Origin of the sequence: Thioalkalivibrio sp. ALM2T, from assembly GCF_000381505.1 — a bacterium.
In the GTDB taxonomy this organism is placed as follows: domain Bacteria; phylum Pseudomonadota; class Gammaproteobacteria; order Ectothiorhodospirales; family Ectothiorhodospiraceae; genus Thioalkalivibrio; species Thioalkalivibrio versutus.
In genome coordinates, this window is sequence record NZ_KB906566.1 from 64,740 (window position 1) to 90,171 (window position 25,432).

Below are 25,432 nucleotides of genomic sequence, written 5' to 3' on the forward strand. Positions count from 1 at the left end.
GCAGGGAGACTCCGATCCGTGACGGCCCGCCCCGAACATCCGAGCGCGACCGAACGCCCGCCCCGCGGCCCCGCCACCTGGCCCATGTGGGCGGTGATCGGCCTGGCTCGGCTGGTCATCCAGTTGCCCATTCGCTGGCAACAGGCGCTTGGGCGCGGCATTGGGCGGCTGTTCTACCGTTACGGCCGCAAGCGCCGCGCGATCGCCCGCACCAACCTCGAACTGTGTTTTCCCAGCCAGCCGCCGGAACGGCGCGAACAGTGGCTGCGCGAACACTTCGAGGCGGCCGGAATGGGTGTCCTGGAAATAGCCATGGCCTGGTGGGGACGCGACGCGCAACTCAAGGGGCATTACACAATCCACGGGCTGGAGCATCTGGACAAGGCACTGGAACAGGGCAAGGGGGCACTGCTGGTCAGCGCCCATTTCACCACACTCGAGCTTTGCGGGCGCCTGCTGGCGCTGCACCGGGAGTTTGCCGCGATGTACCGCCCCAGCGAACGCCCCCTGATCAACTACCTGTTCAAGGTCAATCGCAACCACCACACAGCCGGCGTGATCGCACGCGACGACGTCAAGGGACTGCTGCGCACCCTGCGCGAGAACATGCCCGTGTGGTATGCACCCGACCAGGCCACCAGCGGGCGCCAGACCGAGCTGGTCCCGTTCTTCGGCGAACCCGCGAACACGCAGACCGCCACGCATCGCATCGCCCGGGTCAGCGGCGCCCCGGTCCTCCCCTTCTTCGGCTACCGGCGCGAAGACGGCCACTACGTCGTGACCATCCACCCTCCGGTAGAGGGCTTCCCTACCGAGGATGCCCACGCCGACACCCTGCGCATCAACCACATCATCGAAGAAGCCGTGATGGATGCCCCGGGGCAGTACTTCTGGACCCACAAGCGCTTCAAGAAACGCGCGGGCCTGCCCGACCCCTACGCGCCCTAGCGTGGAATCTCGAAGGCTGCCTCCGAGCAGGAGACAATACGCCAGCCACCATAATCATGGCGAGCCGCCTGCCGTTATACTGCCCGGGCCATTGCAAGAGCCCCTCCGGAAGGCTCCAACTCCGGCACTCACCCGCAAAGGTGCTGGCCGTACTCCTTACCCAAACCCTAATGGATAACGAAGCGATGGAATTGCCCAAAGAGGCTGTTTACTCCCACTGGCGCCAGCGCTTTGCCTGGTGGCTGCATTATCTCAAGGCCCGCCAGAAACCCAAGGAGCGCCCACGAGTACGTCGCCTTGCAGGCTTCATTCCCGAGGGAGGGGTAATCTTTGATATTGGCGCACACTTTGGCTATCTGGCCAAAGAGTTCGCCGTGATCCACAACGGCAGCTGCATGGTCCACTGCTTCGAGCCAGTACCATACACTCGCTCCATCCTCGAACGAGTGGTCGATAGATTCCAAAACGTCCATATCGAATCACGCGCGCTTTCAAATCAGGCGGGGCACATGAAGCTAAGCATTCCCATAAAGGAATCCGGGCGCTTGGGCATCGGACTTGCGCATTTTGGCGACGAGGTACGGCGAGACTACATCGTGGAGCCCGTGGAAACCCTCACCCTGGATGCCTATGTAGCCGAGCAGGGTCTGGCGCGCCTCGACTTCGTCAAGATGGACGTGGAGGGGGCCGAATTCCAGATCCTCCAGGGCGCAGAAAAGACCTTGAAAGAGCTTCGACCTCATGTCTACTGTGAGCTGATTTCCACTTCCACCGCACGTATGGGGTACAAACCCGAGACAGTGTTCGATTTCCTAACCAACCTCGGCTATCGAGCCGCCGTGATCGAAAGGTCAGGAGAAAAGCGCCCCGTCGAGGGTTTGATCGAGGGAGAGGAGGACTACCTCTTCTACCCGGAACGAGCCGAAAAGTAGCCCGGGTGGCTCCGAAGCGCCCCCGTACGACCTCTCTATTGGACACAAGCGGATAGACTGTCCAATTTCGGAGCTGGAATTTTGCTCCGGCCCTCAGTTTTCATGGCCACAAGCCAAAAATTGATACTTCCGGAAAACCCCGTGGACACCCCACCTAGAAATCACGGCGAGAGAGACACGGATTCTGGTGCGGCACCAGCTTCTAGCCCCAGTTCGCGGCGGATATGTGCCGCCACCTTCGGCGTGTCATTCACTGGCGTGTAGACCCACTGGTCAAGCGCGCCGGTGAATGGCCGGGTCACCCCTTCCGCCTCCAGGGCGGAATGGAAGGCCTGCAGGCGGCGGCCGAGCGGCCCCAAGGCTATGGTGTACACCGGTACGCCAGTCGCCGCTGCCTCGGAGACCATGGACACGGAATCGGCACTGACCACGATGTGGTCGGCCGTTGCCAGCATCGCCATGAAGGGGTTCTCGCCCTGCCCGCCCCAGACAAACCCCGGGACATCCGCCAACCCCTCCACCAGTCGTCGGGTACTGGCCTCGCCCGTCCGCCGCGAAGGGGTCACCAGCACGCTACCCCCGGAGGCCCCGGCCGCCGAACGCAGGTCACGGATCAGGGCATCCAGCCGCTCCTGGCCCAGATCTCCCCGCTGGGTGGCACCCCCGATCAGCACCGCGATCCAGGGCCGGGGAAATGCAGCCCAGGCATCCCCCAGGTCCGCACGCGCCGACTCCAGCCGCTCGGCCGTCACCCGGTGCAGGGCGCCGCGCGTCGCGATCACGTTCGGGCCGGTCAGTCCATCGTGGCGCGGCGGCACCACCCAGTCGAAATGCCGCGGGGCGATCTGCGGATCCTGAATATGCACGGTCATGATGGCGCCACCGCTGGCGCGCTTGAGTGCCACGGCCACCGTGGCACCGCGGCGCCCGCAGGAGATCAGCAGTCGCGGCCAGGGCGGCGTCAGGGAATCGCTATCGGAGGTGCGCCCTCGCAATACGCCGGGCGCGAAGGAGCCGCGCATCCAGCGCCAGGGCGGGCGCAGCCCCACTGTCTTGTGTTCGTAGGGCAGCCCCACGGCCTCGGCCAGGCCACGAACCTGACTGGTCATCCCGGCTTCGCCGGTCGTCAGTGTCCAGCAGGAAGCCTCGGTCACAATGAAGCGTTCGTCGCCTGGCCTGCGGTCACGCCGGCACGCGGCGCTGCACAGGTGTGTCGGGAGAGGCCAGCTCGTGGCGATTGCGCCACTCTTCGGTGACGTAGTTGATGATCAAAGAGCGTCGCACGCCTTCCAGGGGGCGACGATGGTAGCCATGCCAGGTGTTGTCCGCGGGCACGAATACCAGCGCACTGTTATACGTGCCTGGCGCCGTCTCGTAGTGCGTGTCCGCGTCCACGTACACGTCCGTGCCCCAGTTCTCGTAACCGGGATCGGTGGACAGGTACAGCAGCATGGTGAATTTTTTCACGCCAAGATCGGTATGCGGTGCCAGCCAGAAACCCTCGGTATCCAGGCAATGCTCGATACGCAGATAGTTGCCGCTGACATCCACGCCGCACACCTCGTAGATCGCATCCAGCACCTGCGGGCTCTCGAACGCCGCTGCAACGCTTTCGCACACATCGGAGGCCCGCCGGTTCTCGACGTCGAAGAAGCGCCGCGAGCTGTTGTGCGTCTCGCGCTTGCCCTCGGTGTCACCAATCGCTGGCGGCTCGAACGGCAGCGCCTCCACCGCGCGCGCCGCCGCCTCGGGCAGTACCGCCTGCGGATACCACCGCCGATACGGATACGCCTCTGACTGCGCCCGGCGCAACGACGCCTCGACCTGTCTTGCTACTTCAGCGGCGGTATCCATTTCTTTTTCCACTAAATTCAACAACGCCGCACAGTGTAGTGCAAACCAGGGGGATTCCACAAAAACCAGCGGTCAGACAGGCTGCTAGACTGGCGACAATTCCGATATCGCACCCCCCAAAGATCCACCGTTACCCAGGCCAACGCCATGACACCTTCAGACGGGCCCTTATCGGACCCTGATACAACCCCGTTTGGCACATATCGCCCCAAGGGGTTTGCCCACGCCTTACTCTGGATCGTGCGTCTAGGGCTGGCACGAGGCACGTTGTCGCGCCAGCTCAGAAAATTCTGGAACAGCCGCCTTCCAACCACCGTCGATATCGAACGACGAGGCATCCGGTATCGGCTCAACGTTCGGGACAATGTCACCGACGCGAAAATACTCCTTTCATCGAAGGTCTACGACCGCGAGGAACTGGAGCATCTCGCGAACGCATGCGATGACGGCACGTTCATCGATATCGGCGCCAACACCGGGTACTACAGCCTGCGCGTGGCGGCCGCCGGGGCACGTCAGGTCCTAGCCATTGAGCCCAACCCTCCGACATTCCGTCGACTTTTGTTCAACCTGGAATGCAATCGCTTTGCAGAGGCGATTCAAGCCCTCCCGCTGGCCATTGGCCCAAACGGTACCGCCATGCTGCACTTGGCCGAAGGACTGGGTTCCGCCTCGCTCAATCCGTCGGAACAGTCACGGGGCAACACGGTTGAGGTCCAGACCGAGCCCCTTCTGGATGTACTCACCAATGCCGGAATCGAACGCATCGACGGCCTCAAGATCGACATCGAAGGATACGAGTACCAGGCCCTGGAACCGTTTTTCCGGGACGCGGCTCCATCGCTGCATCCTAGATGCATCGTTATAGAAAGCTGTCACGGGCACATCTGGGAAAAAGACGTCCTAGCCCTGCTTCGGGAGCATGGTTACCAAATCCAGAGCCGCTCACGGTCCAACTCGATCCTGTACCTGAGTTAGACCCGACCTCGGGCACCAAAACAATTAGCGCCAAGAAACGCACTACTCCACGAGGAAGCCAGCCCCATGGCAACTATTCTGCAAGTCTTGCCCGCCCTGGAATCCGGCGGCGTGGAACGCGGTACCCTGGAAATGGCTCGTGCCATCCAGGCTGCAGGAGAACGCTCCCTGGTCATGTCCGGCGGGGGCAGCATGGCTCCTTCGCTGGAAGCCGAAGGGAGCCAGCACTTCACCTGGCCGGTGGGCAAAAAGTCCCTGCGGTCATTGCGCCTGGTGCGCCCGCTGCGAAATTTCATACGCGAACAGGAAGTAGACCTGGTACACGTCCGCTCCCGCGTACCCGCATGGATCGTATGGCGCGCGTTACAGGGCATGCCTCGGACTGAACGCCCGGCCCTGGTCACGACCTTCCACGGGTTTTACAGCCCCGGCCGATACAGCTCGATTATGACCCGCGGGGACCGCGTCATTGCCGTCTCTACGAGCATCTCGGCCTATATTCAGAAGCACTTTCCGGCATGCCCGACAGAACGTATTCGCGTCATCCATCGAGGCGTGGACCCCAGCGAGTTCCCTTATGGTCATAAGCCAGGCGATGACTGGATTGAAGACTTCTTCCAAGGCCTTCCGGCGCACGCCCGCGATCGAGCGCTTATAACGCTCCCCGGTCGCATCACGCGATGGAAGGGGCAACTGGATTTCGTGAAGGTCATGGATTCCCTAATCAAGCAGAACCTCCACGTCCATGGCCTTGTTGTGGGAGGAACGGAAAGACGCCGTCAGCGCTACGAAGCCGAAGTGCGCCAGGAAATCCAAGAACGGGGACTGGAATCCCACATCTCCTGGCTGGGACAGCGTTCCGATCTTCGGGAGATCATGGCGATGTCGTTCGCGGTACTTTCGCTCTCGCGCGAGCCAGAGGCTTTTGGCCGGGTCTCGCTCGAAGCTCTATCCCTGGGGCGACCCGTGATTGCCTACGATCACGGAGGCGTGGGTGAGCAGATGGCCGCTTTGTTCGGCGAGGGAACAATCCCGCCATGCAGGCCCGAACTGGCAGCAGACAGGATATCTGATTGGCTGAAAGGCTCCGCCCCGCGGCCAGCGCATCTTAGGGGGTTTACGCTCGACGAGATGCAGGGACAAACCCTCGACGTCTACCGAGAGCTTCTTTAAGACAAGCTGGACTCAGAGGGTGGGCATGTTGGTCAGACGCGATCACGCCAGCCGGAGGCGCTGCTCATTCTTGGTGGCCACCCGCGCCAAGCTCGGTTCTCTCTCCCATCCCCTCGCCGCCGCGCTCAGGCACGGGCCTGTGATTGCTTGATTGAATGAGCGGTGCCAGCGCGAGAGCGACCACCAGCCAGAGAACCGCTGTCGTGTATGAACTGTAGACAGTCCAGTGGACGTTGATGGGGTTAAGAGCCACGAAGATCGCCACACCGGCTACGAGAACATCAGGAGAAACAACGGCCCCATGCTCTCTCGCACGCCGCCACAACGCCGAAAGAATCCCTAGCAATGCCGCGAGGTAGGCGAACAATCCCACAACCCCGGTCGAGACCAGGACATCAAGAAAATACAAATGGATATGCGCGAATGGCATGTCCGAGTAGCCTCGCGCCTCCGCCACCGGCTCGACCCCTCGCACACCCACGCCAAGGATCGGCTCATCCATCGCCACGCGCCAGGAAGCAAGCCAGATCGTCCCGCGCTTCGCCGTCGCCTGATCCAGGCCCTCAATACTGAGCTCGGACATCTTGGAGATGACCACCAGCCGGTCCCGGGTTTCCGGTGACACCCACAGCGCCAACACGACGCCCAGCACAAGCGCCAGGGCGAAGGCTGACACGGTCCTAATTCGCAAGCGGTAGAACCAGATCAGAAAGGCGCCGTAGGCAACCAGCGTGATCAATGTCGCCAGCATGGCAGCCCTGGAACCCGAGAGGAGAATCGCGATGACCACGATCAGGGGCAATACCGCAGCCAGGCGATTGCGAGAAGCCAACCGGCGGGATGCCTCCAGGACGAACGGAAGCAAGTGGGCCAGCACAATGCCAAGGCGCATGTTCGGGTGAAACAGACCGTCGATCCGGCGCCCGTTGTACGGATAGCCCAGCACGTTTGCACCAGTAACAAACTGAAAAACCCCGTCGAGCGACCAGAATACGGCCAGCGCCAGCACAACGTATAGCAGGGGTGTAGCCACATCACGGCGACGCGCAACCCACAGCAGAGGAAGTATCGCAATCGCGAACAATGGATAGGTCAGGGCTGTCCGGAGGGCCCGGTCGAAATCGACCGCCACGGTCAGTGACACCAACTGCGGCACCCAGAGCGCCAACAAGAGCAGCAACGCCCAGCGGATCCACCGCTCCGCCCACAAGCCGGGCAACCTGAGAGCGATCAAAACAAGACCGGCGAGAGAGAGTGCCGCCAGTGGGAAAAAGGCCCCCGTCCCAAAAGGCAGAACAAACAAGGCCAGCCCCACCAACCCCAGCACAAGACCGAAGATCCAGCGCTCTTGCGCGCCATCCGCCGAATCGCCCCCAGGAACCTTAGCGAGAAAAGTCATGCCACCCCCATCCGAAGGCGCGTGATCTTAGCGCAAATTGGCACTCGCGTGACCCAGCAGCTCGGCCACCGAGCCGCACCATGACACGGCATACAACCCTGGGGGATAATTACTGATGCAAATGACTCGGGGGTCCCATGCAAAACCAACCAGGTTCAGTCACGATCGAAGTAGGCGCAGGCGAGTTGCTGGACAAGATCACGATCCTGAAGATCAAGAATGAGCGCATCAGCGATGCCGAGAAGCTCGGGAACATTCGCCATGAGCTGAATGTGCTCCAGGAGACCTGGGTGCAAGCCGGTTTGCGCAGCCCCGAGGTCGAAGAGCTCGAGCGGGACCTGCGCGAAGTGAACTCCAAGCTATGGGACATCGAGGACGAGATCCGCGAATGTGAAGCGAAAAAGGATTTCGGTGAACGCTTCGTACAGCTGGCGCGGTCGGTGTACATCACCAACGACGAGCGCGCCCGGATCAAAAAGGCCGTTAATACACTCTGCAACTCGGCGATTGTCGAGGAAAAATCCTATTCGGACTACAAAAGCTAGGCGGGCCGAAGGTCCGCCAGCACTTCCCGCAACACGGTCTCCATCGGGAGTTCCTTCAGGTCGTCCGTCTCGATAGCCCGGAAGTTGGCGCGGGACAGTCCCGTGCGCACGGGCGATGCATGCGCCCCGAACAAGGCCAGCCCGGGCTTGCCGAGACAGGCCGCAACATGCGTCGGCCCGGTGTCGTTCCCGACCACATAGGAGGCACCCCGCATCACACCCGCCAACCCGAACCAATCGAGCACCTCGTCGTTAGTGCCAAACAAGGGCGTCGCGGATATCGATCGGCAGAGCTCGATCTCATCGGGCCCGGGGACAGTGACGACCTGATAGTCCGTCCGGTTGGCGATCGCGGCTGCCAGGGTCGAGTAATAGGGCCAGCGTTTCTCGGGATGGCTGGCGGAGGATCCGGGGATAAGAACCAGGTACTTTCCGGTCACGCCACCTGCCTGAAGGATGGGCGTGACGTCATCCGCCATCCAGCCAATGTCGGGCTCAAGGGTATGAGACGTGTCCAACCCTGCCCTCACAAGCTGTCGCTGGAACGCGGACAGGGCTGACTCTTCGCCACGCTTGCGCTCGCCAAAAACCCAGGCGGCACGATTCAGGATGTAGCGGCGATAGATCGACGTTCGGCTGGAATTCTGCAGGTCGTAGACGAGATCAAAACGCTCGCCCCGCAACATCCGCGCCAGACACCACCATCGCAAGGGCTCACGCGCCTTGGGCCGAGTTTCGGTCAACACGCGATCCACGTGTGGGCAGCGCTCGAAGATCGATCGGTACGGCGGCGTCGTCAACACGACGAGTTCATCGCCCGGGTGATGCTTCCGGATATCACGTAGCGCTCCATCCACCTGGACAACATCACCGAAGGCGCCGTGTTTGATTACGAGGATTTTGGCCATACGGCTTTCGCCCCACTCCCCCGAGTCAATTGGAGTGGCGGGTTTTGGATATCAGATCAAGAAAACCTGACAACTCAGTCGTCGTCTTTAAGGATGAACTGGGTGCCGCAGTAGGGGCACAGGTAGCGGCCGTCGGGGGTCTCGTCGATCGGGAGAAAGACGCGCGGGTGCGAGGACCACAGCGCCATCGTCGGCGTGGGGCAGTGCAGCGGCAGGTCCTGGCGCGTGACCGTGATCTCGGTCTGCGCGTTGGCGGTCGGGTACTGATCCTGGTGGTGGGCGGTATCGGGGTTCACCATGGTTTTTCTCGCATCCGGTTGACGGAAAGTTCGGGCGCCTCAGACGAAGGTCAGCCAGCCCTCGTGGCGGCTGTCCCGGCCCTGCACCACATCAAAGTAGCGCGTTTGCAGGCGCTCGGTGATGGGGCCGCGGGTGCCGGTGCCAATCGGGCGGTCATCGACCTCACGGATCGGGGTCACCTCGGCGGCGGTACCGGTGAAGAAGGCCTCGTCGGCGATGTACACCTCGTCGCGGGTGATGCGCTTCTCGATGACCTCCAGCCCCTCCTCGTGCGCCAGCTCGATGACCGTGCGGCGGGTAATGCCGTCCAGCGCGGAGGTCAGGTCCGGCGTGAACAGCACACCGTCGCGCACGATAAAGATGTTCTCGCCGCTGCCCTCGGCCACGTAGCCCTCGGTATCCAGCAGCATGGCCTCGTCGTAGCCGCAGCGGGTCGCTTCCTGCAGGGCCATCATGGAATTCATGTAGTTGCCGTTGGCCTTGGCCTTGCACATGGTCACGTTCACGTGATGCCGGCTGAAAGAGGAGGTGCGGATGCGAATCCCCTTCTCGATGCCCTCGTCGCCCAGGTAGCTGCCCCAGTGCCAGGCCGCAACCATCGCATGCACCAGGAGATTGTCGGCGCGCAGGCCCATCCCTTCGGAACCGAGGAAGCACATCGGACGCAGGTAGGCGCTTTCCAGCCCGTTGTCGCGTACAGACGCGATCTGGGCATCGTTCAGCACCTCGGCGGTATAGGGGATGGTCATGCCGAGGATCTTGGCCGAGTTGAACAGCCGCCGGGTATGGTCCTGCAGGCGGAAGATCGCGGGGCCGCGCTCGGTCTTGTACGCGCGCACACCCTCGAACACCCCCATGCCGTAATGCAGCGTGTGGGTGAGCACGTGGGTCTTCGCCTCGCGCCAGGGCACCATCTGCCCGTCCAGCCAGATCACCCCGTCGCGGTCGGCCATCGACATTGTCTAGTTCCTCTATGTGGTCTCGTTCGCGGCCGATTTCGGCTCGCCGAACAGGTCATTCCAGGCTTCGGTCACGCCATCGCGCACGGCGCAGAGCTCGTCGTCGGGCTTCTCGACCCGGGCGTCCAGGCCCGCCAGCGTCAGGCGATGGATGCGGTTGCGAAGATCGCGGTAGGCATCCGCCAGCGCCTCGCTCAACGCCGCGTCGATCACGCCCTCGCGCCCCAGCGCATCCAGCGTGCGGATCTTGTCCGGCCAGTCACACACGGCGGGATGATCGTGAGCGGATACCAAAACCCAGTATTGAACCATGAATTCGATATCAGTGATACCGCCGCGGTCGCGCTTGAGATGGAAGCCGTGGCCCCTCTTCGAGGCGTGCTCGGCCAGCATGCGATCCCGCATTTCCACGACCTCGGCGCGCAGGCGATCGGCATCGCGTTCGCGGGTCAGCACCTCGCGCCGCAGGGCATCGAACTGCTCGCCCAGTTCGGCATCCCCGGTCACGAAGCGCGCGCGCACCAGCGCCTGATGCTCCCAGGTCCAGGCCGACTCGTCCTGGTAACGCCGGAACGCCTGCAAGCCGCTGACCAGCAGACCCGCGGTCCCGCTGGGCCGCAACCGGGTATCCACCTCGTACAAGCGACCCGCCGGGGTGAAGGCCCCCAGGAGGTGCACCACCCGCTGGGCGACGCGGGCGAAGAATTCGGTGTTGTCGATCACCTTGGGCCCCGCGGTCTGCGCCTCGTCGCCCTCGCTGTCGTGCAGGAACACCACGTCCAGATCCGAACCATAGCCCAGCTCGAAGCCACCCAGCTTGCCGTACCCGATCACCGCAAAGCGCGCGACGCGACGCGCATCCGTGGCCCCGCACTGCGGCTCGCCGTGGCGTTCCACCATCTTGTCCCAGGCCAGCTGCAGCACCCGCTCCAGAAGCACCTCGGCCAGCCAGGTCAGATGGTCGGAGATCTTCATCAGCGGCAGAAAGCCCATGATGTCGGCGGCCGCCACGCGCAGCGTCTGCACCTGCTTGAACTGGCGCAGCCGGTCCAGCATCTGCTCGTGGTCCTGCCCGGGGAACTGCGCCAGCTCGGCCTCCAGTTCCTCGCGCAGCCCGTCACGATCGGGCGGCGCGTATAGCGCGCGCGGGTCCAGTAGCTCGTCCAGCAGCACCGGGTGGCGGGTCAACTGCTCGTTGATCCACGGGCTGGCGGCCACCAGCTTGACCAGCTGCGACAGCGCCAGGGGGTTTTCCACCAACAGCGACAGGTACACCGAGCGCCGAGCAATCGTGCGCACCATCTGCAGCGCCCGCGGCAGTACCGCATCCGGCGCATCCATCTCCGCGATCGCCCCGATCAGCAACGGCATCAGACGGTCCAGGCGCTGGCGCCCGGTCACGCTCATCGCGCGCACGCCCGGACTCTCGCGCAGATCGGCAATCCCGCGCAGAGCCTCGTCCGCATCCTGAAAGTCCATCGCCTCCAGCACCGCCCGGGCATCCGCCTCCGGCAGCGAGCCCTGCCACAGACGATTGAGCTGCTGCTCGCGCCCGGTCTCGGGCGAGGCCTCCATGGCCTCCCCGTCCGCGCGCTGCGGGGCACTGAATACCTGCTCGAAGTGAGCATGCACCCGCCGCTGCTCGCGCAACAGCGCCATCTCGAAGGCCGCCTCGTCGTCGAACCCCAGCGACAGCGCCAGTCGATGCCGGTCCTGGCCATTGGAGGGAAGACGGTGGGTCTGCTGGTCATTCAGCATCTGCAGACGATTTTCTACCCGACGCAGGAAACGATAGGAACGTTCCAGCTGCTCGACGGCATAGCCGGGCAGCAGGTCGCGCTCCTGCAATGCCGTCATCACGCCCAGCAGGTCACGCCGCTGCAGCCCTTGGTCGCGCCCCCCGCGGATCAACTGGAACGACTGCGCGATGAACTCGATCTCGCGGATCCCGCCCTCGCCGTGCTTCACGTCCTCGAAGCGACCACGCCGCGCCGACTCGTCGTTGATCATCTGCTTCAGCTCGCGCAGGTTGGCCAGCGTGCCGTAGTCCAGATAGCGCCGGTATATGAACGGGCGCAGCCGGCGCATCAGGCGCGCGCCGGCGTCCGGGTCGCCCGCCAGCGGACTCGCCTTGATCAGGGCGTAGCGCTCCCACTCGCGGCCGTGGGCCTGGTAGTAGTCCTCCATTGCGTCGAAGTGCATCACCAGCGGTCCGGAATCCCCGAACGGGCGCAGGCGCATATCCACGCGATAGCAAAAGCCGTCCGCAGTCACGTCCGACAGCGCCGCGATCAGCTGGCGCCCCAGACGCTGGAAGAATTCCTGGTTCTCGATCACGCGCTTGCCATCGGTCTCCCCCGCCTCCTCGAAGGCGAAGATCAGATCGATATCGGAGGAGAAGTTGAGCTCGCTGCCACCCAGCTTGCCGAGCCCGAGGACCACCATGGACTGGGCCTCGCCCGCGGGGCTGCGCGGTTGGCCGTAACGCTCCTGCAAATGGCGGTCCAGCCATTGCAGGCCACCCTCGATAAGGGAGCGGGCCAGACGGCTCAGGTCGTGCATGACCTCATCGAGGTCGGCGTGCCCGGCCAGGTCGCGCCAGGCGATGCGGATCATCTCGCGATGCCGCGTTTCGCGCAGCGCGTGACGCAGCCCGGCATCGTCGGTCACGGCCTCCAGGCGCGCCTGCAGCGTGCGCTCGAAGTCCGCATCGTCACAGGCCGGTATTTGGCCGTGTGGATCCAGCGCCTCGAGCAAGTACTCCGGATGCTGACGCACTGTCTGCACCAGGTAGTGGCTGAAGGCGAACGGGGCCGGCGTCGACGCCAGGAAGGTGTCCGGCCAGGCGAGCTTTTCGTCCAGCTCGGCCAGCAGATCGCGGACCTCCTGCTCCAGCGGCGGCGACAGGCGAGCGGGGGATTCGGGTAGGGGCTTGTCCATGCGCCAAGCGTATCAGCGTTGCGGCCCGGGGACGCCACCCCATGCCACGTACCGGTCGCGGGGTATTGACTTGGATGAGAACACAAATGACAATCGTTCTCGTCTACTCGCCTAATGAATCCACACGAGGATCGCACGCCATGAACTTTCGCCCGCTTTCCTGGCTGATCGCCACGGCCGCCGCCATCGCCGTCAGCATGCCCCTGGTCGGCTGCAGCCCCGCCGACCAGGACGAGGTCAACCTCTACTCGGCGCGCCAGGAAAACCTGATCAAGCCGCTGCTGGACGACTTCACTGATCAGACCGGCATCCCGGTCAACCTGGTGACCGGCGGGGCGGACAGCCTGCTGCAGCGCCTACGCCACGAAGGTCGCAACTCACCCGCCGATCTCTTCATCACCGTGGACGCGGCGCGCCTGCACCAGGCCAGCGAGGCCGGCGTGCTGCAGGCGGTCGAATCGGACGTGCTGCGCGAGAATATCCCGGAGCGCTACCGCGATCCGGACGGACAGTGGTTCGGCCTGTCGTCGCGCGCGCGCCCCATCCTCTACCACAAGGACCGCGTGGACCCGGCGGAACTCTCCACCTACGAGGCCCTGACCGATGCTCAATGGGAGGGCCGGATCTGCATCCGCTCCTCCAGCAACGTGTACAACCAGTCGCTGGTGGCCGCGATGATCGCCACCGAGGGCGCCGAGGCCGCCCAGGACTGGGCCGCCGGGATTGTGGCCAACATGGCGCGCCAGCCGCAGGGCGGTGACCGCGATCAGATCCGCGCCGTGGCCGACGGTGTCTGCGACATCGCGATTGCCAACACCTACTACCTGGGCCTGATGCTGGACGGCGAGGGCCGTGATCGCGAGGTCGCCGAGCAGATCGGGGTGTTCTGGCCCAACCAGGACGGCCGCGGCACCCACGTGAACATCAGTGGCGCCGGCGTCACCGCGCATGCCCCGAACCGGGACAACGCGATTCGCCTGCTGGAATTCCTGTCCTCCACCGAGGCGCAGGAGTGGTACGCCGAGGTCAACCAGGAATACCCGATCCGCGACGACGTACCGGCCAGCGACATCCTCCAGAGTTTCGGCGAATTCCGGTCCGACGACATCGAGCTCTACCGTCTGGGCAACCACAACGCCGAGGCCGTACGCATCATGGACCGCGTCCGCTGGCGCTGATGCGCGTCCACGACACCCCACTCACTCTCGCCCCCAGTCCTCCGGGGGCGTTCTGTTTGGCACCACAGAATGCGCGCAGGGCAAGGGGCCGAACATGCGGTGCGGTGTAGCCACCGCGATCGCGGCACATGGCCACGACAATCCGCCAGTCACAAGGCGGCCATAGTGGTATTCGAAACAAGAACCTTTATTATTCGCAATCCATGACCGCCCAGACCACCAACCCGCCCGCGACGCCTGCGAACCCCGCGGTTCGCCAGCGGCTGCCGTTCAGCCCGTGGTCGGCGGTCGCCATCGTCGTAGCGCTAACACTCGCCCTGCCGATCCTGGTCATCTTCGGGCACGTCTTCATCCCCGCCGGCGAGGTCTGGACCCACCTGCGCGAGACGGTACTCGCGGACTATGTCGTCAACTCCCTGGCCCTGTTGATCGGCGTCGGGGTCGGGGTGCTGCTGATCGGGGTACCGGTCGCCTGGCTGGTCAGCGTGTGCGAGTTCCCCGGCCGCAGCATCTTCCAGTGGGCGTTGATGCTGCCGCTGGCCATGCCGGCGTACATCATCGCCTACACCTACACCGGCATGCTGGATTTCAGCGGTCCGGTACAAAGCCTGATCCGCGAGCTCACGGGACTGGGTTACGGCGAGTACTACTTCCCCGAGATCCGTTCGCTGGGCGGCGCCATGGCCATGCTGACGCTGGTGCTCTACCCCTATGTCTACCTGCTCAGCCGCGCCGCCTTCCTCGAGCAGTCGGTCTGCGTACTGGAGGTCTCCCGCACCCTCGGTGCCGGTCCATTCGGTGGCTTTCGCCGGGTCGCCCTGCCACTCGCACGTCCGGCCATCATCGCCGGGTTGACCCTTGCGCTGATGGAAGTGCTGGCCGATTACGGCACGGTCGCCTACTTCGGCGTGAGCACCTTCACCACTGGCATCTTCCGCACCTGGTACGCCCTGGGCGACCCAGCCGCAGCGGCCCAGCTCGCGGCCGTGCTACTGACCTTCGTATTCGTGCTGATCGTGCTGGAACGCTGGTCGCGGGCCAAGGCGCGCTTCCATCACACCAGCCGCCGCTACTCGACCCTGCCGCGTTACCAGCTGCGTGGCTGGAAGGCCACCGCGGCCTTCCTCGGCTGCCTGGTTCCGGTCCTGCTGGGCTTCCTGCTGCCGGCCCTCCAGCTCGGACTGTGGACCGTGCAGACCACCGAACAATGGATGAACCCGGCCTTCGGGCGGCTGGTCTTCAACAGCTTCTGGCTGGCCATCGCCGCGGCCGTGATCGCGGTCGTCCTGGCCCTGGTCCTCGCCTATGCACGGCGCATGGAGGGCGGGCGTTTCACCGCGGCTGCCGTGCGCGTCGCCGGGATGGGCTACGCGGTACCCGGCATCGTGATCGCGATCGGCGTGATGATCCCGTTCGCCGCCTTCGACAACGCCCTGGACGGCTTCATGCGTGACACCTTCGGGGTGTCCACCGGCCTGTTGCTGTCGGGCACGCTGTTCGCCCTGCTGTTCGCCTATGCCGTGCGCTTCCTCGCCGTCTCTCTGCAGACGGTCGAGGCCGGGCTGGGCAAGATCCAGCCGAGCATGGACGATGCCGCCCGCTCGCTGGGGATGCGTCCACTGCAGACCCTGACCCGGGTACACCTGCCAATCATGCGCGGCACCTTGCTGACGGCATTGCTGCTGGTATTCGTCGATGTCCTGAAGGAGCTTCCGGCGACGCTCATCCTGCGCCCGTTCGACTTCAACACCCTCGCGGTGCGCGCCTTCGAGCTGGCCAGTGACGAGCGCCTGGCCGAATCCTCCAGCGCCGCCCTGGCCATCGTGCTGGTCGGGCTGGTTCCCGTTATCCTGCTGTCGGTGACCATCGGCCGCTCGCGCCCCGGCCAGCAAGGCCCGGCCCGCGCGGCGGACGAAGAATCGCCGCAAAAACCCCTCGCCATGCCCGCAGGCACGACGAATACGCCATGACCCAGCCCATCGAAACCACACTGCAGGTGCCCCATACCCCGCTGATCGCCCTGGATCGAGTGGATATCGGCTATGACGGTACCGCCGTGGTCCATCAGGTATCCCTGGCCCTGCCCAAGGGTCAGATCGGCTGCCTGCTGGGCCCCTCCGGCTGCGGCAAGACCACATTGCTGCGGGCGATCGCTGGCTTCGAGCCCCTGAGGGCGGGGAGCATCCAGCTGGACGGGCGCAGCGTCAGCGATGCCCGCAGCACGATCCCGCCGGAGAAGCGCGGGGTCGGCATGGTGTTCCAGGATTTCGCCCTGTTCCCGCATCTCAGCGTGGCCGACAACATTAGCTTCGGCATCCGCCACTGGAGCCGCAAGGATCGTGACGAGCGCATCCGCTCGCTCCTCAAGCTGGTGGGGTTGCCGGGCTATGGCGAGTCCTACCCACACGCCCTGTCCGGTGGCCAGCAGCAACGCATCGCCCTGGCCCGAGCCCTGGCCCCGAGGCCCAAGCTGCTGTTGCTGGATGAGCCATTTTCCAGCATGGACGTGGAGCTACGCAGCGAACTGGCCCGCGAGGTCCGGCGCATCCTGCGCGCGGAGAACACCACCGCCATCCTGGTCACCCACGACCAGAACGAGGCCTTCGCCTTCGCCGATCGCATCGCGGTGATCCACCAGGGCCGTGTGGCCCAGTGGGACACTGCCTACAATCTCTACCATCGTCCGGCGGATCGTTTCGTCGCGGACTTCGTCGGCGAGGGTACGTTGATCCCCGGCATGGTCTGCGCCGAGCACGTGGTCGATACCGCCTTTGGCCAGATCGAGGGCACGCTGTCGGAACAGCTGCCGCCCGGCACGGCGGTGGACGTCCTCGTACGTCCGGATGACATCGCCATCGACAACGAGGCCGGCACGATCCGCACCGAGGTCCTGGACAAGGCCTTCCGCGGCGCGGATTTCCTCTACACCCTGCGCCTGCCCGACGGGCTGAGTGTGTTGTGCATGGCGCCCAGCCACGACAATTTCGTGATCGGCGAGCACGTGCGCCTGCGCCTCGACTTCACCCATCTGGTGGTGTTCTCGCGCGGCAGCGGGGTCGACTGCCCGGCCTCCTGACCCGCGCGCGCTCCGCAGCCCGCCAGGGTCGGTGGTGCAGGCCCAGCGGGAACTCGCGTGATTTCGCGCGTTCCGACATCGACACGCTCCCCTTTCCGCAACCGCTATCATCGTTTCATGACCCACGCCCGCGCCCCTGTTGTCCACCGCCCGGCCCGCACCGGGCTGAGCGTGGTTGTGATGCTGCTCGTCGCACTGGCGGGCATCCCGGGTGCGGCCGGTGCGGAGGATGGCTCGACCCCCGGCTTGCAGATCGAGGGGGGTACCGACGCTCAGCGCAGCAATATCCGCAACAGCATCAACCTGGCGCGCCACCCCTGCGACTTGCCCGGGTTTCGCGAGGGCCGCGTGTTGCGCGACACCGAGGCGCGCGCCACCGATGCCTTGCGTGCAATCGGCTTCTACGACCCCGAGCTGGTTCTCGACTTCGAACGCCATGAGGCCTGCTGGGATATCCGCATCACCCTGGACCCCGGCCCGCCGACCACGGTGGAGCAGGTGGACCTGCAGATCACCGGCGAAGGAGCCGGTGATCTCGGCTTCGAGGCCGTGCTCAGCCAGACCGAGATCCGCGAGGGCGACACCCTGCGCCATGATCGCTACGAGACCCTGCGCAACCGCATGACGCGGATCGCGTCGGATCGCGGCTATTTCGACGCCGATCTCCACACCCGACGCCTGGAAGTGGACCGCGACACCCGCACCGCGACCATCCGCCTGCACATGGATACCGGCGATCGCTACCGCGTGGGGCAGGTCCGCATCGACCAGGACATCCTCTCCGACGACTTCGTCCAGCGCATGGTGCCATTCGCGGCGGGCGACCCGTACAGCTCCGCGCAGATCATCGCACTGCAGCGCAACCTGAACGACAGCGGCTACTTTGGCGGCGTCCGTGTGCGCCCGCAACGCGACGCGGCGGAGGGACTGCAGGTCCCGATCCTGGTCGAACTGGAGCCGCGCAAACGCCATAGCTACGAGGCCGGCATCGGCTACTCCACCGATATCGGCCCGCGTATCCGGCTGCGCTACGAGCATCGCTACGCCAACCAGATCGGCCATCGCTACCAGGCCGAGATCGAGGCGTCGCCGGTACGTTCCGGGATTGGCTACAACTACGAGATCCCGCTGCGCGACCCGCTGCGCGAACGCCTGAACCTGTTCACCACCTATCGCACGGAAGACACCGACACCCAGCAGTCCGATCGCTTCCAGATCGGCGCCAACCGGGTCCTGCAGCGCCGCAGTGGCTGGCAAACCACCGAGGGGCTGCGCTACGAGTACGAGGACTACACCGCCAGCGAGGACGACAGCGGCCGCAGCAACCTGCTGATCCCGTCCTACCGGATCAGCCGGATGGAAGCGGACGAACCGATGACCCCGCGCCGCGGCTACCGCTTCGAGGCCACCGTGCAGGGCGCACGCGAAGAGATCCTGTCCAGCACTTCGTTCGCCCAGATCCTGGCCAGTGGCAAGGTGGTCCGCGGGCTCGGCACTGGCCGGGTGCTGGCGCGCGTGGATGCCGGGTTCACCGAGGTTGACTCGGTGCACGAGCTCCCCAGCTCCCTGCGCTTTTATGCCGGGGGCGATGCCAGCATCCGGGGCTATGGCTACCAACGGGTGGGGCCACGCAACGACGACGGCGACGTGATTGGTGGTCGCCACAAGGTCGTGGGCAGCCTCGAATACGACTACCCGGTCGTCGGCAACTGGAGCGCCGCGGCCTTTGTCGACGCCGGCAACGTCGTCAACGAGTGGGACGCGTTCGATCCGGTCTACGGCGTCGGGGTCGGTGTGCGCTGGCGCTCCCCGGTCGGCCCGCTCCGAGTGGACCTGGCCCACGGGCCGGACTCGGACGATGACTTTCGCATCCACTTCTCCATGGGTCCGGACCTTTGAGACCCCTGTTGCGCGGCACACTGTGGGGACTCTCCACGGTCCTTACCCTGGTGATCATCCTGCTGGGCACCCTCGGGGCCCTGCTCGCGACCGAATCGGGGACCCGCTGGCTGGTCGAACAGGGCGAGCGCCTGGCCCCCATCGAATTGCGCATCGACCGGGTCGATGGGACCTTGTTCACCGAGCTGCACCTGCACGGGCTGCACCTCGCGCTGCCCGACGGCCCGGTGATCGACTTGCCCGCCGGGCGCGTCGGGATCAGCGCCCGCAGCCTGCTCCGCGGCGAGTTAAACATCCGGATCTTGGCCGCCACCGGGCTGCGCGTGGACCTGCCTCCCCCTGACCCGGATGCGCCACCCGCGGACGAACCCTTCGCCCTGCCCGATTCCTTCCGGCTGCCGCTGGCGGTGCGCCTGGGCCAGCTCCAGGTGGAGGACACGGAGATCCTGCTGGCGGGCGAACCCCTGGCCTCGATCACCCGCCTGACGGCCCGCGCCCGGTCCAGCGGCTCGCGCATCGAACTGCACGAGCTGGAGTTGGACATGCCGGAGATCCGGGCCCGACTGGCCGGCGAGATCGAGGCCGATGGCGACTACCCCCTGCATCTGCGGGGCCAGTGGCAGGCGCCCCTGCCCGTGGCCCTGGCCGAGGGACTGGGCACCGACGAGGCCCATGGCGAGCTGGAGATCACCGGGGCCTTGCGCGAAGGCGTGCAGCTCGAACATGACCTGCGCGCCGGGATCGAGCTGAGCCTGCAGGCCAACGCCCACGAACTGTTCACCACCCCAGCGCTGGAACTGGCGGCGCAGTGGCAGCCCTTCACCTACCATCTCGATCCCGAGCAGGACATCGCCCTGGAGGGCGGCCGCCTCGACCTGCAGGGGACTCCGGAGGACTGGGCGCTGAGCCTGCAGACCGCGGCCACCCTGGCGCCCTGGCCCCGCCTTGCGCTGAACACCCGTGCGCACGGGGACCTCGAATCGCTGGAGATCGAAGCCCTGGACATCGAGTCCGAGGCCGGGCGGGTCACGCTCGCCGGGCCCGTTCGTTTCGTCGATGCCCTGGACTGGGACCTCACCCTGGAGGCCGAGGACCTGACCACGTCCGGAATGGGTTTGGAGTTCGATGCTGCGGTCGAGCGCCTGAAGGGACGGTTGCAGGGCACCCTGCCGCTGGGAACCGACACCCCGCCTCTGGCGGCCCTGGACGCGAGCCTCACCCTTGACGAGCTGACCGGGCACTACGAGGGGGAACCCATCACCGGCAGCCTGAACGCCTGGCTGGTCGACGGTCAGGCGCGGATCGAGGACACCCGCCTGACCATCCGCGATACCGCGCAGCTGGACCTGACCGGCTCGGCCACGGGCCTCGCGGGCGACCTGAGCGACCCCGATCATCGCCTCGTCTTCGACCTCGGGCTGGATCTGGAGGCCCCGGATCTGGCGCGCCTGCACTCGGAGCTGGACGGGCAGATCGAGCAACTGCGACTCGTGCTGGACGGCAACTACGCCCCCGCCAGCGGCGCCCTGAGCGCGCAGCTTGGCCTGGACCCATTGCGCGCCCGACTGCGCGGGATCGATATCACGGGCGATGCACTGATCGCGCTGACCGAGACGGGGGGCGAGATCGAGCGGCTGCAACTCGCCACCGACACCGGTGCCCGGCTCGCCCTGAATGGTGATCTCGACTGGTCCGAGGGCCTGCGCTGGGACCTCGCACTGGAAGGCGACGGGCTGGATCCGTCGCTGGTGGTCGCCGAGGCCCCCGGCCAGATCGCCCTCGCCCTGCTCAGCCAGGGGCACCTCGACGCCGACGGCACCCCCCGCGTGCAGGCCCAACTCCAGCGGCTGGAGGGTACGCTGCGCGACCAGCCCGTATCCGGTCAGGGCCAACTGCAACTCGAGGGAGAACATCTACGAGTGGACCAGCTGGACCTGGCGCTGGGCCGGAACACCCTGACCGCCCACGGCGAATGGGCCGAGGCCCTGGACTTCGAGCTGCGCCTCGATGCCCCGGAACTGGACCGCACCTGGCCTGGCCTCGCCGGCCGACTGGAGCTCGATGCCCACATCACCGGTGAACCCGACCGGCCACGCGTGGCGGCACGCGGCACCGGTGCGGGGCTGCGTCTCGCGGATATCACCCTGGAGCAACTGGAGCTGGGGGCCGACGTCGGCCTCGAGGTCTCCGCCCCGGCCGAGATCGACCTGCGCCTGACCGGCCTCGGGCTGGCCGATGGCACACGCGTGGAGACCCTGCGCCTGGGGGCCTCCGGTCGCATCGATGGGCATCGCGTGACACTGGCGGCCGATGCCGGGGATCTGGGCTCGCTGGATCTGGCGCTGCAAGGCGAACTGAACCCCGACACCCTGCACTGGCACGGCCAGATCGCACGGCTGGATCTGGACCAACCCGCGGGGGGCCCCTGGCAACTGACCGAACCGGTCGCACTGGAAGGCGGGCCGGAAGATGCACGGCTGGAGCGCCTGTGCCTGGCACGCGACGACGGACGGCTGTGCGTCGAGGGGGATTGGGGTGCGGCGACAGGGGCCGAGTTCGCCGCCGATGCCCGCGCGGTGGACCTAGCCTGGCTGGAACCCTTCCTGCCGCCGGAACTCGCTATCGCGGGCCAGCTGAATGCCGACGCCAGCGGCCGTATAGAAGCCGATGGCACCGTGACGGCCGACCTGACCGTGACCCCGACCGATGGCCACCTGGTCGTGCGCGACGAGGACGGAGACCTGGAGGAGGTGCCCTACCGCGATGTGCGGCTGACCGCCCGGGTGCGCGATCGCGACGTAGACGCCGCCCTAAGGCTCGATTTTCTGGACGGCGGGACGGCGCGCAGCGATATCCGCCTGCGCCCGGACGGCGATGACCTGCGCATCGACGGCGATTTCGTCGCCCGCCTCGACGACCTCACCTGGCTGGGTGCCCTGAGCCCCGACATCCAGCGCCTGCGCGGCTCGCTCAACGCCCGCCTCGATTTCGGCGGCCGCCTGGATGCGCCGCTGGTGGAGGGCGAGGTGGCGTTCCGCGATGGCGGGGTCCTGATCCCCGAGGCCGGCATCGACATCGTCATTCCCGAGATCACGGCCCGGGTGGTCTCGGCCGAACAGCTGACCCTGACCGGCCGCCTGGAGTCCGGGGGCGGCGGCATCGACCTCGACGGTCACGTGGACCTCGGCGACGCCGGGCCCCGTGCCGAGCTGAGCCTGACCGGCGAGGACTTCCTGGTCGTCAACCGCGTAGACGCGGAGGCCCGCATCACGCCGGACCTGCAACTGGTCTTTACCCCCGACGACGGCATTCGCGTGCGCGGCGAGGTCTTTCTGCCCTGGGCGCGCATCCGTCCGCCGGATCTGCCGCCCGGAGCGATCCGCGTCTCCGGCGACGAGATCATCCTCGGGGAGGAGATCACGGAGGCACAGGGACTCAAGACCGACATCCGCATTCGGATCCGCCTGGGGGATGACGTGCGCTTCGACGGCTTCGGCCTGACCGCACGCTTCGCCGGCGAGGTGGATGTCGAGGAGGTCACCGGGCAACCGACCCAACTGTTCGGCGAGATCACGATCCCCGAAGGCGAGTACAGCGATTACGGCCAGGACCTGCGGGTGGAACGCGGCAGCCTGGTCTTCCAGGGACCGGCCGAGAACCCGGAACTGGACCTGCGCGCGGTACGCACCGTGCGCGAATACAACGTGACAGTCGGGCTGGAGATCCGCGGCACGCCGGACAACCTGAGCTCGCGGGTGATCTCGGACCCGCCGATGGACGAGACCGAGGCGATGTCCTACCTGCTGACTGGACGCCCCCTATCCGGCGCCTCGCAATCCGATGGCAACATGATCGCTGCTGCCGCAGCCGCGTACGGGCTGGAACAAGGGGCCGTGATTACCGAACGCATCGGCCGCGAACTGGGACTGGACGAAGTGGAGCTGGACACCGAGGGCGGGCTGGACGAAAGCGCGCTGACACTGGGCCTGTACCTCTCGCCGCGCCTGCTGCTGCGCTACTCCATCGGGCTGTTCGACAACACATCGAAGGTCCTGCTGCGCTACGAACTGACCCGCAACCTGAGCGTCGAGACCGCCTCCGGGACGACGGAACAGTCGGTGGATCTCATCTATCGATTCGAGCGATAAGGAGACGCTGCGGATCTAAGATCAAAGGCTTTATTCACCACGAGCACCCGTAGGCACGAAGAAAACAGCAGTGCCGGTGCACCACGGAGGACACGGAGTTCACGAGGCGCCCAAAACTGCGCTCGATGATGATCAACACTCGCATGACTTCACCTTGAGTATCTCCTCAAGGGCGGCTGACCGGCCAGCCCGTCCTCGCGAGGAGCGAAGCGACGTGGCGATCTGCCTGGAAGTCCCTCTAGAGTGCCCCGGGGCTGCCGCCCTGAGCCGGAAAGGACCGGCCTTGTTGCTTTCTGCTGGTGCTAGGGAGACGCTGATTGAATCGCACGTTCGCGCTCGAGTCGCTTTTGCGTGCGAACAAGGCGCGGTGACTGCCGTGCAGCACTCTGCACAAGGGAGCTGCAACGCCGTGCGGGCGCCCGTTTTCGTCCACAACGGGCGGCCAAGCCCGCCCTTTCAATCACTTGTCGGGTTGGTGCCCCCCGCTCCAATGAGAATGGCCCGATCCTGCGTTGCCCCGCTTGCGGGTAGAACCACTACCCGCTGCACGACGCGCCTTGTCTCGGAGCATTCTCATGGAAAGCCGAGGGAGGCATCAACGCGAACGTGCGATTCAATCAGCGTCTCCCTAGGATCGAGCGACTAGCTTGAGGTATCGCGAGCGCCGTTGCGTGCGGCGTCGATGCGTACCCGGATCTGGCTGCGGTAGAGCTGTTCGTTGGGGATGCCCACCAGGGGACGGCCGACCGGCTGGCCCTCGGCATCGAACGCCATGATCGTCGGCACCACCCGCACGCCGTAGGCACGACCCAGCTCACTGCCCAGCTTGGTCGAGCCATCGAAATCGCGCACCTCCTGGCGATCCAGCATGACCTTGCGGATGTTCACACCCTGGAGAGCCGGGTCCTCGGTCATCGGGCCAAGATAACGCTGTTCGGCACGATCACAGTAGGGACAGCTACTCGACGCGAACATGATCACGGTCGCCTTACCATTGCCCTGGGTGTTCAGCGCCTGGAGGTCCGTGGCGCGTTCGACGCCGCTCGCCGCGACCGCAGTAGCCAGCAGCATGCCGACCAACAAGGCACCGGAGCGCAGCAGCATCGGGGCGAATGGGGAGCGGGGAAGGTTCGTATTGAGGGTCATGGTCATCATGGATCCTTGGGTGTTTGGAACCAGTCTAGGGCCGCCACATTAACGCAGGCTGAAGAGGCAGCAATCGCGCCCCGCATCCGGCCGGCCCGAAGGTCCGCCGAATAGCGCCCGCGAGTTGCCCACAAAAAAGGCCCCGCCGGAGCGGGGCCTGATTCCAACGCGCCGGCGAACCGGCGGTCAGGGTCTTGCCGGCGACCTTAGTCGGCGCGCTTGCGCACGTCGGAGGTCACTTCCACGCGGCGGTTGGCTTCGCGGCCTTCCTGGGTGGAGTTGTCGGCGGTCGGGCGGTCTTCACCGTAGCCGACGGTGCGGATGTCGCTTTCACGCACGCCTTCGCTGGCCAGGAAGTCGGTGACGGCCTGGGCGCGACGCTCGGACAGGCCCTGGTTGTAGTCGGCCGGGCCGATGGTGCAGGTGTGACCTTCGACCAGCACCGAGCTGTACTCGGCGTCGTCGGAGGTCAGGCTGCGGGCCAGATCACGCAGGGCGGAACGACCTTCGGAACGCAGGTCTGCGCTGTCGAAGTCGAACAGGGCCTGGGCGCTCAGCGTGGTGGTGGTGAATTCCGGTTCCGGCTCCGGCGCCGGGGCGGCGGCGGGCTCGGGCGCGGGGGCCTCGGCGGTTTCTTCGATGTAGCCCGCGCAATGCGGGAACTTCACGTTTTCTTCCGTCCAGGAGCGCGTACGCACGCATTCACCGGAGCGATCGACCACAACCTTGCCGCTACGGTCGGTCACGTTGGCAGCCGGCGGTTCCTGCGCCACAACCTGCCCGGCGGCGCCGAGCACCAGCGAGGCCACGGAAGCGGCCAGAAGATTCTTAACGAGCTTATGATTCATTGCAAAGCCTCCTTGTAAAAACAATAGACGTCGGACCCGGGTTGAACCGCGCGACCACCATGGTACGCGCCGCGACCGCAATCCAAAGCAGCGAGCTCCTTGCGCCAAGCCCCCTACAGTACCCTGATAGTGGCACACAAGTTCGGGTTTTGCACGCATTGGAACGCAAATTATGTGTCGACATCACAACATCGTCACATT

At 65.4% G+C, this 25,432-nt stretch carries 19 protein-coding genes; 10 read left to right on the top strand and 9 right to left on the bottom strand.

The annotated features are described in order from the left end of the window. Positions 1-18 precede the first annotated feature (18 nt). The gene (gene lpxL, locus F816_RS0111015; protein ID WP_255349504.1) at positions 19-948 is read left to right on the top strand and encodes an LpxL/LpxP family Kdo(2)-lipid IV(A) lauroyl/palmitoleoyl acyltransferase; all 930 of its coding nucleotides are present in this window, start codon (positions 19-21) and stop codon (positions 946-948) included. Positions 949-1,118: 170 nt separating this feature from the next. After that, positions 1,119-1,880 carry an FkbM family methyltransferase gene (locus F816_RS0111020; protein ID WP_231363399.1) on the top strand — a complete coding sequence of 254 codons (762 nt, stop codon included), beginning with the start codon at positions 1,119-1,121 and terminating at the stop codon, positions 1,878-1,880. Positions 1,881-2,041: 161 nt separating this feature from the next. Here the strand turns inward: F816_RS0111020 and F816_RS0111025 are convergent, their stop codons facing one another. After that, the gene (locus tag F816_RS0111025) at positions 2,042-3,034 is read right to left on the bottom strand and encodes a mitochondrial fission ELM1 family protein (RefSeq protein WP_019594766.1); all 993 of its coding nucleotides are present in this window, start codon (positions 3,032-3,034) and stop codon (positions 2,042-2,044) included. A gap of 28 nt (positions 3,035-3,062) precedes the next feature. Then, on the bottom strand, positions 3,063-3,734 hold the full coding sequence (locus tag F816_RS0111030; protein WP_019594767.1) for a 2OG-Fe(II) oxygenase: 672 nt from the start codon (positions 3,732-3,734) through the stop codon (positions 3,063-3,065). A 267-nt stretch (positions 3,735-4,001) separates the two neighbouring features. Here F816_RS0111030 and F816_RS0111035 point away from each other — a divergent pair, with 267 nt between their 5' ends. Both F816_RS0111035 and F816_RS0111040 read left to right on the top strand, forming a co-directional pair. Next, positions 4,002-4,712, top strand: a complete 711-nt coding sequence (locus F816_RS0111035) for an FkbM family methyltransferase (protein ID WP_019594768.1) — start codon at positions 4,002-4,004, stop codon at positions 4,710-4,712. Positions 4,713-4,778: 66 nt separating this feature from the next. Further along, entirely contained in the window at positions 4,779-5,885 is a 1,107-nt protein-coding gene (locus tag F816_RS0111040; RefSeq protein WP_019594769.1) for a glycosyltransferase family 4 protein, read from the top strand. A 64-nt stretch (positions 5,886-5,949) separates the two neighbouring features. Here F816_RS0111040 and F816_RS0111045 read toward each other — a convergent pair whose 3' ends face one another. After that, positions 5,950-7,284, bottom strand: a complete 1,335-nt coding sequence (locus F816_RS0111045; protein WP_019594770.1) for an O-antigen ligase — start codon at positions 7,282-7,284, stop codon at positions 5,950-5,952. Between the two features lie 137 nt (positions 7,285-7,421). Here F816_RS0111045 and F816_RS0111050 point away from each other — a divergent pair, with 137 nt between their 5' ends. Beyond that, on the top strand, positions 7,422-7,829 hold the full coding sequence (locus tag F816_RS0111050; RefSeq protein ID WP_026333239.1) for a DUF6165 family protein: 408 nt from the start codon (positions 7,422-7,424) through the stop codon (positions 7,827-7,829). Here the strand turns inward: F816_RS0111050 and F816_RS0111055 are convergent. The 4 genes from F816_RS0111055 to glnE all read right to left on the bottom strand — a co-directional run bounded on the left by F816_RS0111055 (position 7,826) and on the right by glnE (position 12,936). After that, a complete protein-coding gene (locus F816_RS0111055) occupies positions 7,826-8,737 on the bottom strand; it encodes a glycosyltransferase family 9 protein (protein ID WP_019594772.1) in 912 nt (303 codons plus the stop codon). The two genes, F816_RS0111050 and F816_RS0111055, sit on opposite strands and share 4 nt — an antisense overlap. Before the next feature lie 74 nt (positions 8,738-8,811). Then, a complete protein-coding gene (locus F816_RS0111060; RefSeq protein WP_019594773.1) occupies positions 8,812-9,036 on the bottom strand; it encodes a zinc-finger domain-containing protein in 225 nt (74 codons plus the stop codon). Positions 9,037-9,075: 39 nt separating this feature from the next. After that, positions 9,076-9,996: a branched-chain amino acid transaminase gene (locus tag F816_RS0111065; RefSeq protein ID WP_019594774.1), complete on the bottom strand. Its 921-nt coding sequence runs from the start codon at positions 9,994-9,996 to the stop codon at positions 9,076-9,078. Between the two features lie 12 nt (positions 9,997-10,008). Further along, a complete protein-coding gene (gene glnE / locus F816_RS0111070) occupies positions 10,009-12,936 on the bottom strand; it encodes a bifunctional [glutamate--ammonia ligase]-adenylyl-L-tyrosine phosphorylase/[glutamate--ammonia-ligase] adenylyltransferase (RefSeq protein ID WP_019594775.1) in 2,928 nt (975 codons plus the stop codon). A 140-nt stretch (positions 12,937-13,076) separates the two neighbouring features. On the opposite strand from glnE, the gene F816_RS0111075 reads away from it, so the two are divergent. The 5 genes from F816_RS0111075 to F816_RS0111095 all read left to right on the top strand — a co-directional run bounded on the left by F816_RS0111075 (position 13,077) and on the right by F816_RS0111095 (position 23,237). Next, on the top strand, positions 13,077-14,114 hold the full coding sequence (locus tag F816_RS0111075; protein WP_019594776.1) for a Fe(3+) ABC transporter substrate-binding protein: 1,038 nt from the start codon (positions 13,077-13,079) through the stop codon (positions 14,112-14,114). A 203-nt stretch (positions 14,115-14,317) separates the two neighbouring features. Further along, positions 14,318-16,084: an iron ABC transporter permease gene (locus tag F816_RS0111080; RefSeq protein ID WP_019594777.1), complete on the top strand. Its 1,767-nt coding sequence runs from the start codon at positions 14,318-14,320 to the stop codon at positions 16,082-16,084. Continuing rightward, complete coding sequence (locus F816_RS0111085) at positions 16,081-17,190, top strand: ABC transporter ATP-binding protein (RefSeq protein WP_019594778.1); 1,110 nt, start codon at positions 16,081-16,083, stop codon at positions 17,188-17,190. Before F816_RS0111080 ends, F816_RS0111085 begins: the two co-directional genes overlap by 4 nt. Before the next feature lie 117 nt (positions 17,191-17,307). Next, complete coding sequence (locus F816_RS0111090; protein ID WP_051080101.1) at positions 17,308-19,089, top strand: autotransporter assembly complex family protein; 1,782 nt, start codon at positions 17,308-17,310, stop codon at positions 19,087-19,089. An 8-nt stretch (positions 19,090-19,097) separates the two neighbouring features. Then, on the top strand, positions 19,098-23,237 hold the full coding sequence (locus tag F816_RS0111095) for a translocation/assembly module TamB domain-containing protein (protein ID WP_019594780.1): 4,140 nt from the start codon (positions 19,098-19,100) through the stop codon (positions 23,235-23,237). Between the two features lie 642 nt (positions 23,238-23,879). Here the strand turns inward: F816_RS0111095 and F816_RS0111100 are convergent. Both F816_RS0111100 and F816_RS0111105 read right to left on the bottom strand, forming a co-directional pair. Then, a complete protein-coding gene (locus tag F816_RS0111100; protein ID WP_019594781.1) occupies positions 23,880-24,389 on the bottom strand; it encodes a thioredoxin fold domain-containing protein in 510 nt (169 codons plus the stop codon). A gap of 200 nt (positions 24,390-24,589) precedes the next feature. Next, positions 24,590-25,231 carry an OmpA family protein gene (locus F816_RS0111105; RefSeq protein WP_018937312.1) on the bottom strand — a complete coding sequence of 214 codons (642 nt, stop codon included), beginning with the start codon at positions 25,229-25,231 and terminating at the stop codon, positions 24,590-24,592. Positions 25,232-25,432: the final 201 nt, after the last annotated feature.

What these genes read in the sequence shown, in the direction of transcription:
- F816_RS0111020 (WP_231363399.1), top strand. Translation starts at nt 1,119, where the DNA reads ATGGATAACGAAGCGATGGAATTGCCCAAAGAGGCTGTTTACTCCCAC.
- F816_RS0111030 (WP_019594767.1), bottom strand. Translation starts at nt 3,734, where the DNA reads ATGGATACCGCCGCTGAAGTAGCAAGACAGGTCGAGGCGTCGTTGCGC.
- F816_RS0111040 (WP_019594769.1), top strand. Translation starts at nt 4,779, where the DNA reads ATGGCAACTATTCTGCAAGTCTTGCCCGCCCTGGAATCCGGCGGCGTG.
- F816_RS0111045 (WP_019594770.1), bottom strand. Translation starts at nt 7,284, where the DNA reads ATGACTTTTCTCGCTAAGGTTCCTGGGGGCGATTCGGCGGATGGCGCG.
- F816_RS0111050 (WP_026333239.1), top strand. Translation starts at nt 7,422, where the DNA reads ATGCAAAACCAACCAGGTTCAGTCACGATCGAAGTAGGCGCAGGCGAG.
- F816_RS0111055 (WP_019594772.1), bottom strand. Translation starts at nt 8,737, where the DNA reads ATGGCCAAAATCCTCGTAATCAAACACGGCGCCTTCGGTGATGTTGTC.
- F816_RS0111060 (WP_019594773.1), bottom strand. Translation starts at nt 9,036, where the DNA reads ATGGTGAACCCCGATACCGCCCACCACCAGGATCAGTACCCGACCGCC.
- F816_RS0111065 (WP_019594774.1), bottom strand. Translation starts at nt 9,996, where the DNA reads ATGTCGATGGCCGACCGCGACGGGGTGATCTGGCTGGACGGGCAGATG.
- glnE (WP_019594775.1), bottom strand. Translation starts at nt 12,936, where the DNA reads ATGGACAAGCCCCTACCCGAATCCCCCGCTCGCCTGTCGCCGCCGCTG.
- F816_RS0111075 (WP_019594776.1), top strand. Translation starts at nt 13,077, where the DNA reads ATGAACTTTCGCCCGCTTTCCTGGCTGATCGCCACGGCCGCCGCCATC.
- F816_RS0111080 (WP_019594777.1), top strand. Translation starts at nt 14,318, where the DNA reads ATGACCGCCCAGACCACCAACCCGCCCGCGACGCCTGCGAACCCCGCG.
- F816_RS0111085 (WP_019594778.1), top strand. Translation starts at nt 16,081, where the DNA reads ATGACCCAGCCCATCGAAACCACACTGCAGGTGCCCCATACCCCGCTG.
- F816_RS0111090 (WP_051080101.1), top strand. Translation starts at nt 17,308, where the DNA reads ATGACCCACGCCCGCGCCCCTGTTGTCCACCGCCCGGCCCGCACCGGG.
- F816_RS0111100 (WP_019594781.1), bottom strand. Translation starts at nt 24,389, where the DNA reads ATGACCATGACCCTCAATACGAACCTTCCCCGCTCCCCATTCGCCCCG.
- F816_RS0111105 (WP_018937312.1), bottom strand. Translation starts at nt 25,231, where the DNA reads ATGAATCATAAGCTCGTTAAGAATCTTCTGGCCGCTTCCGTGGCCTCG.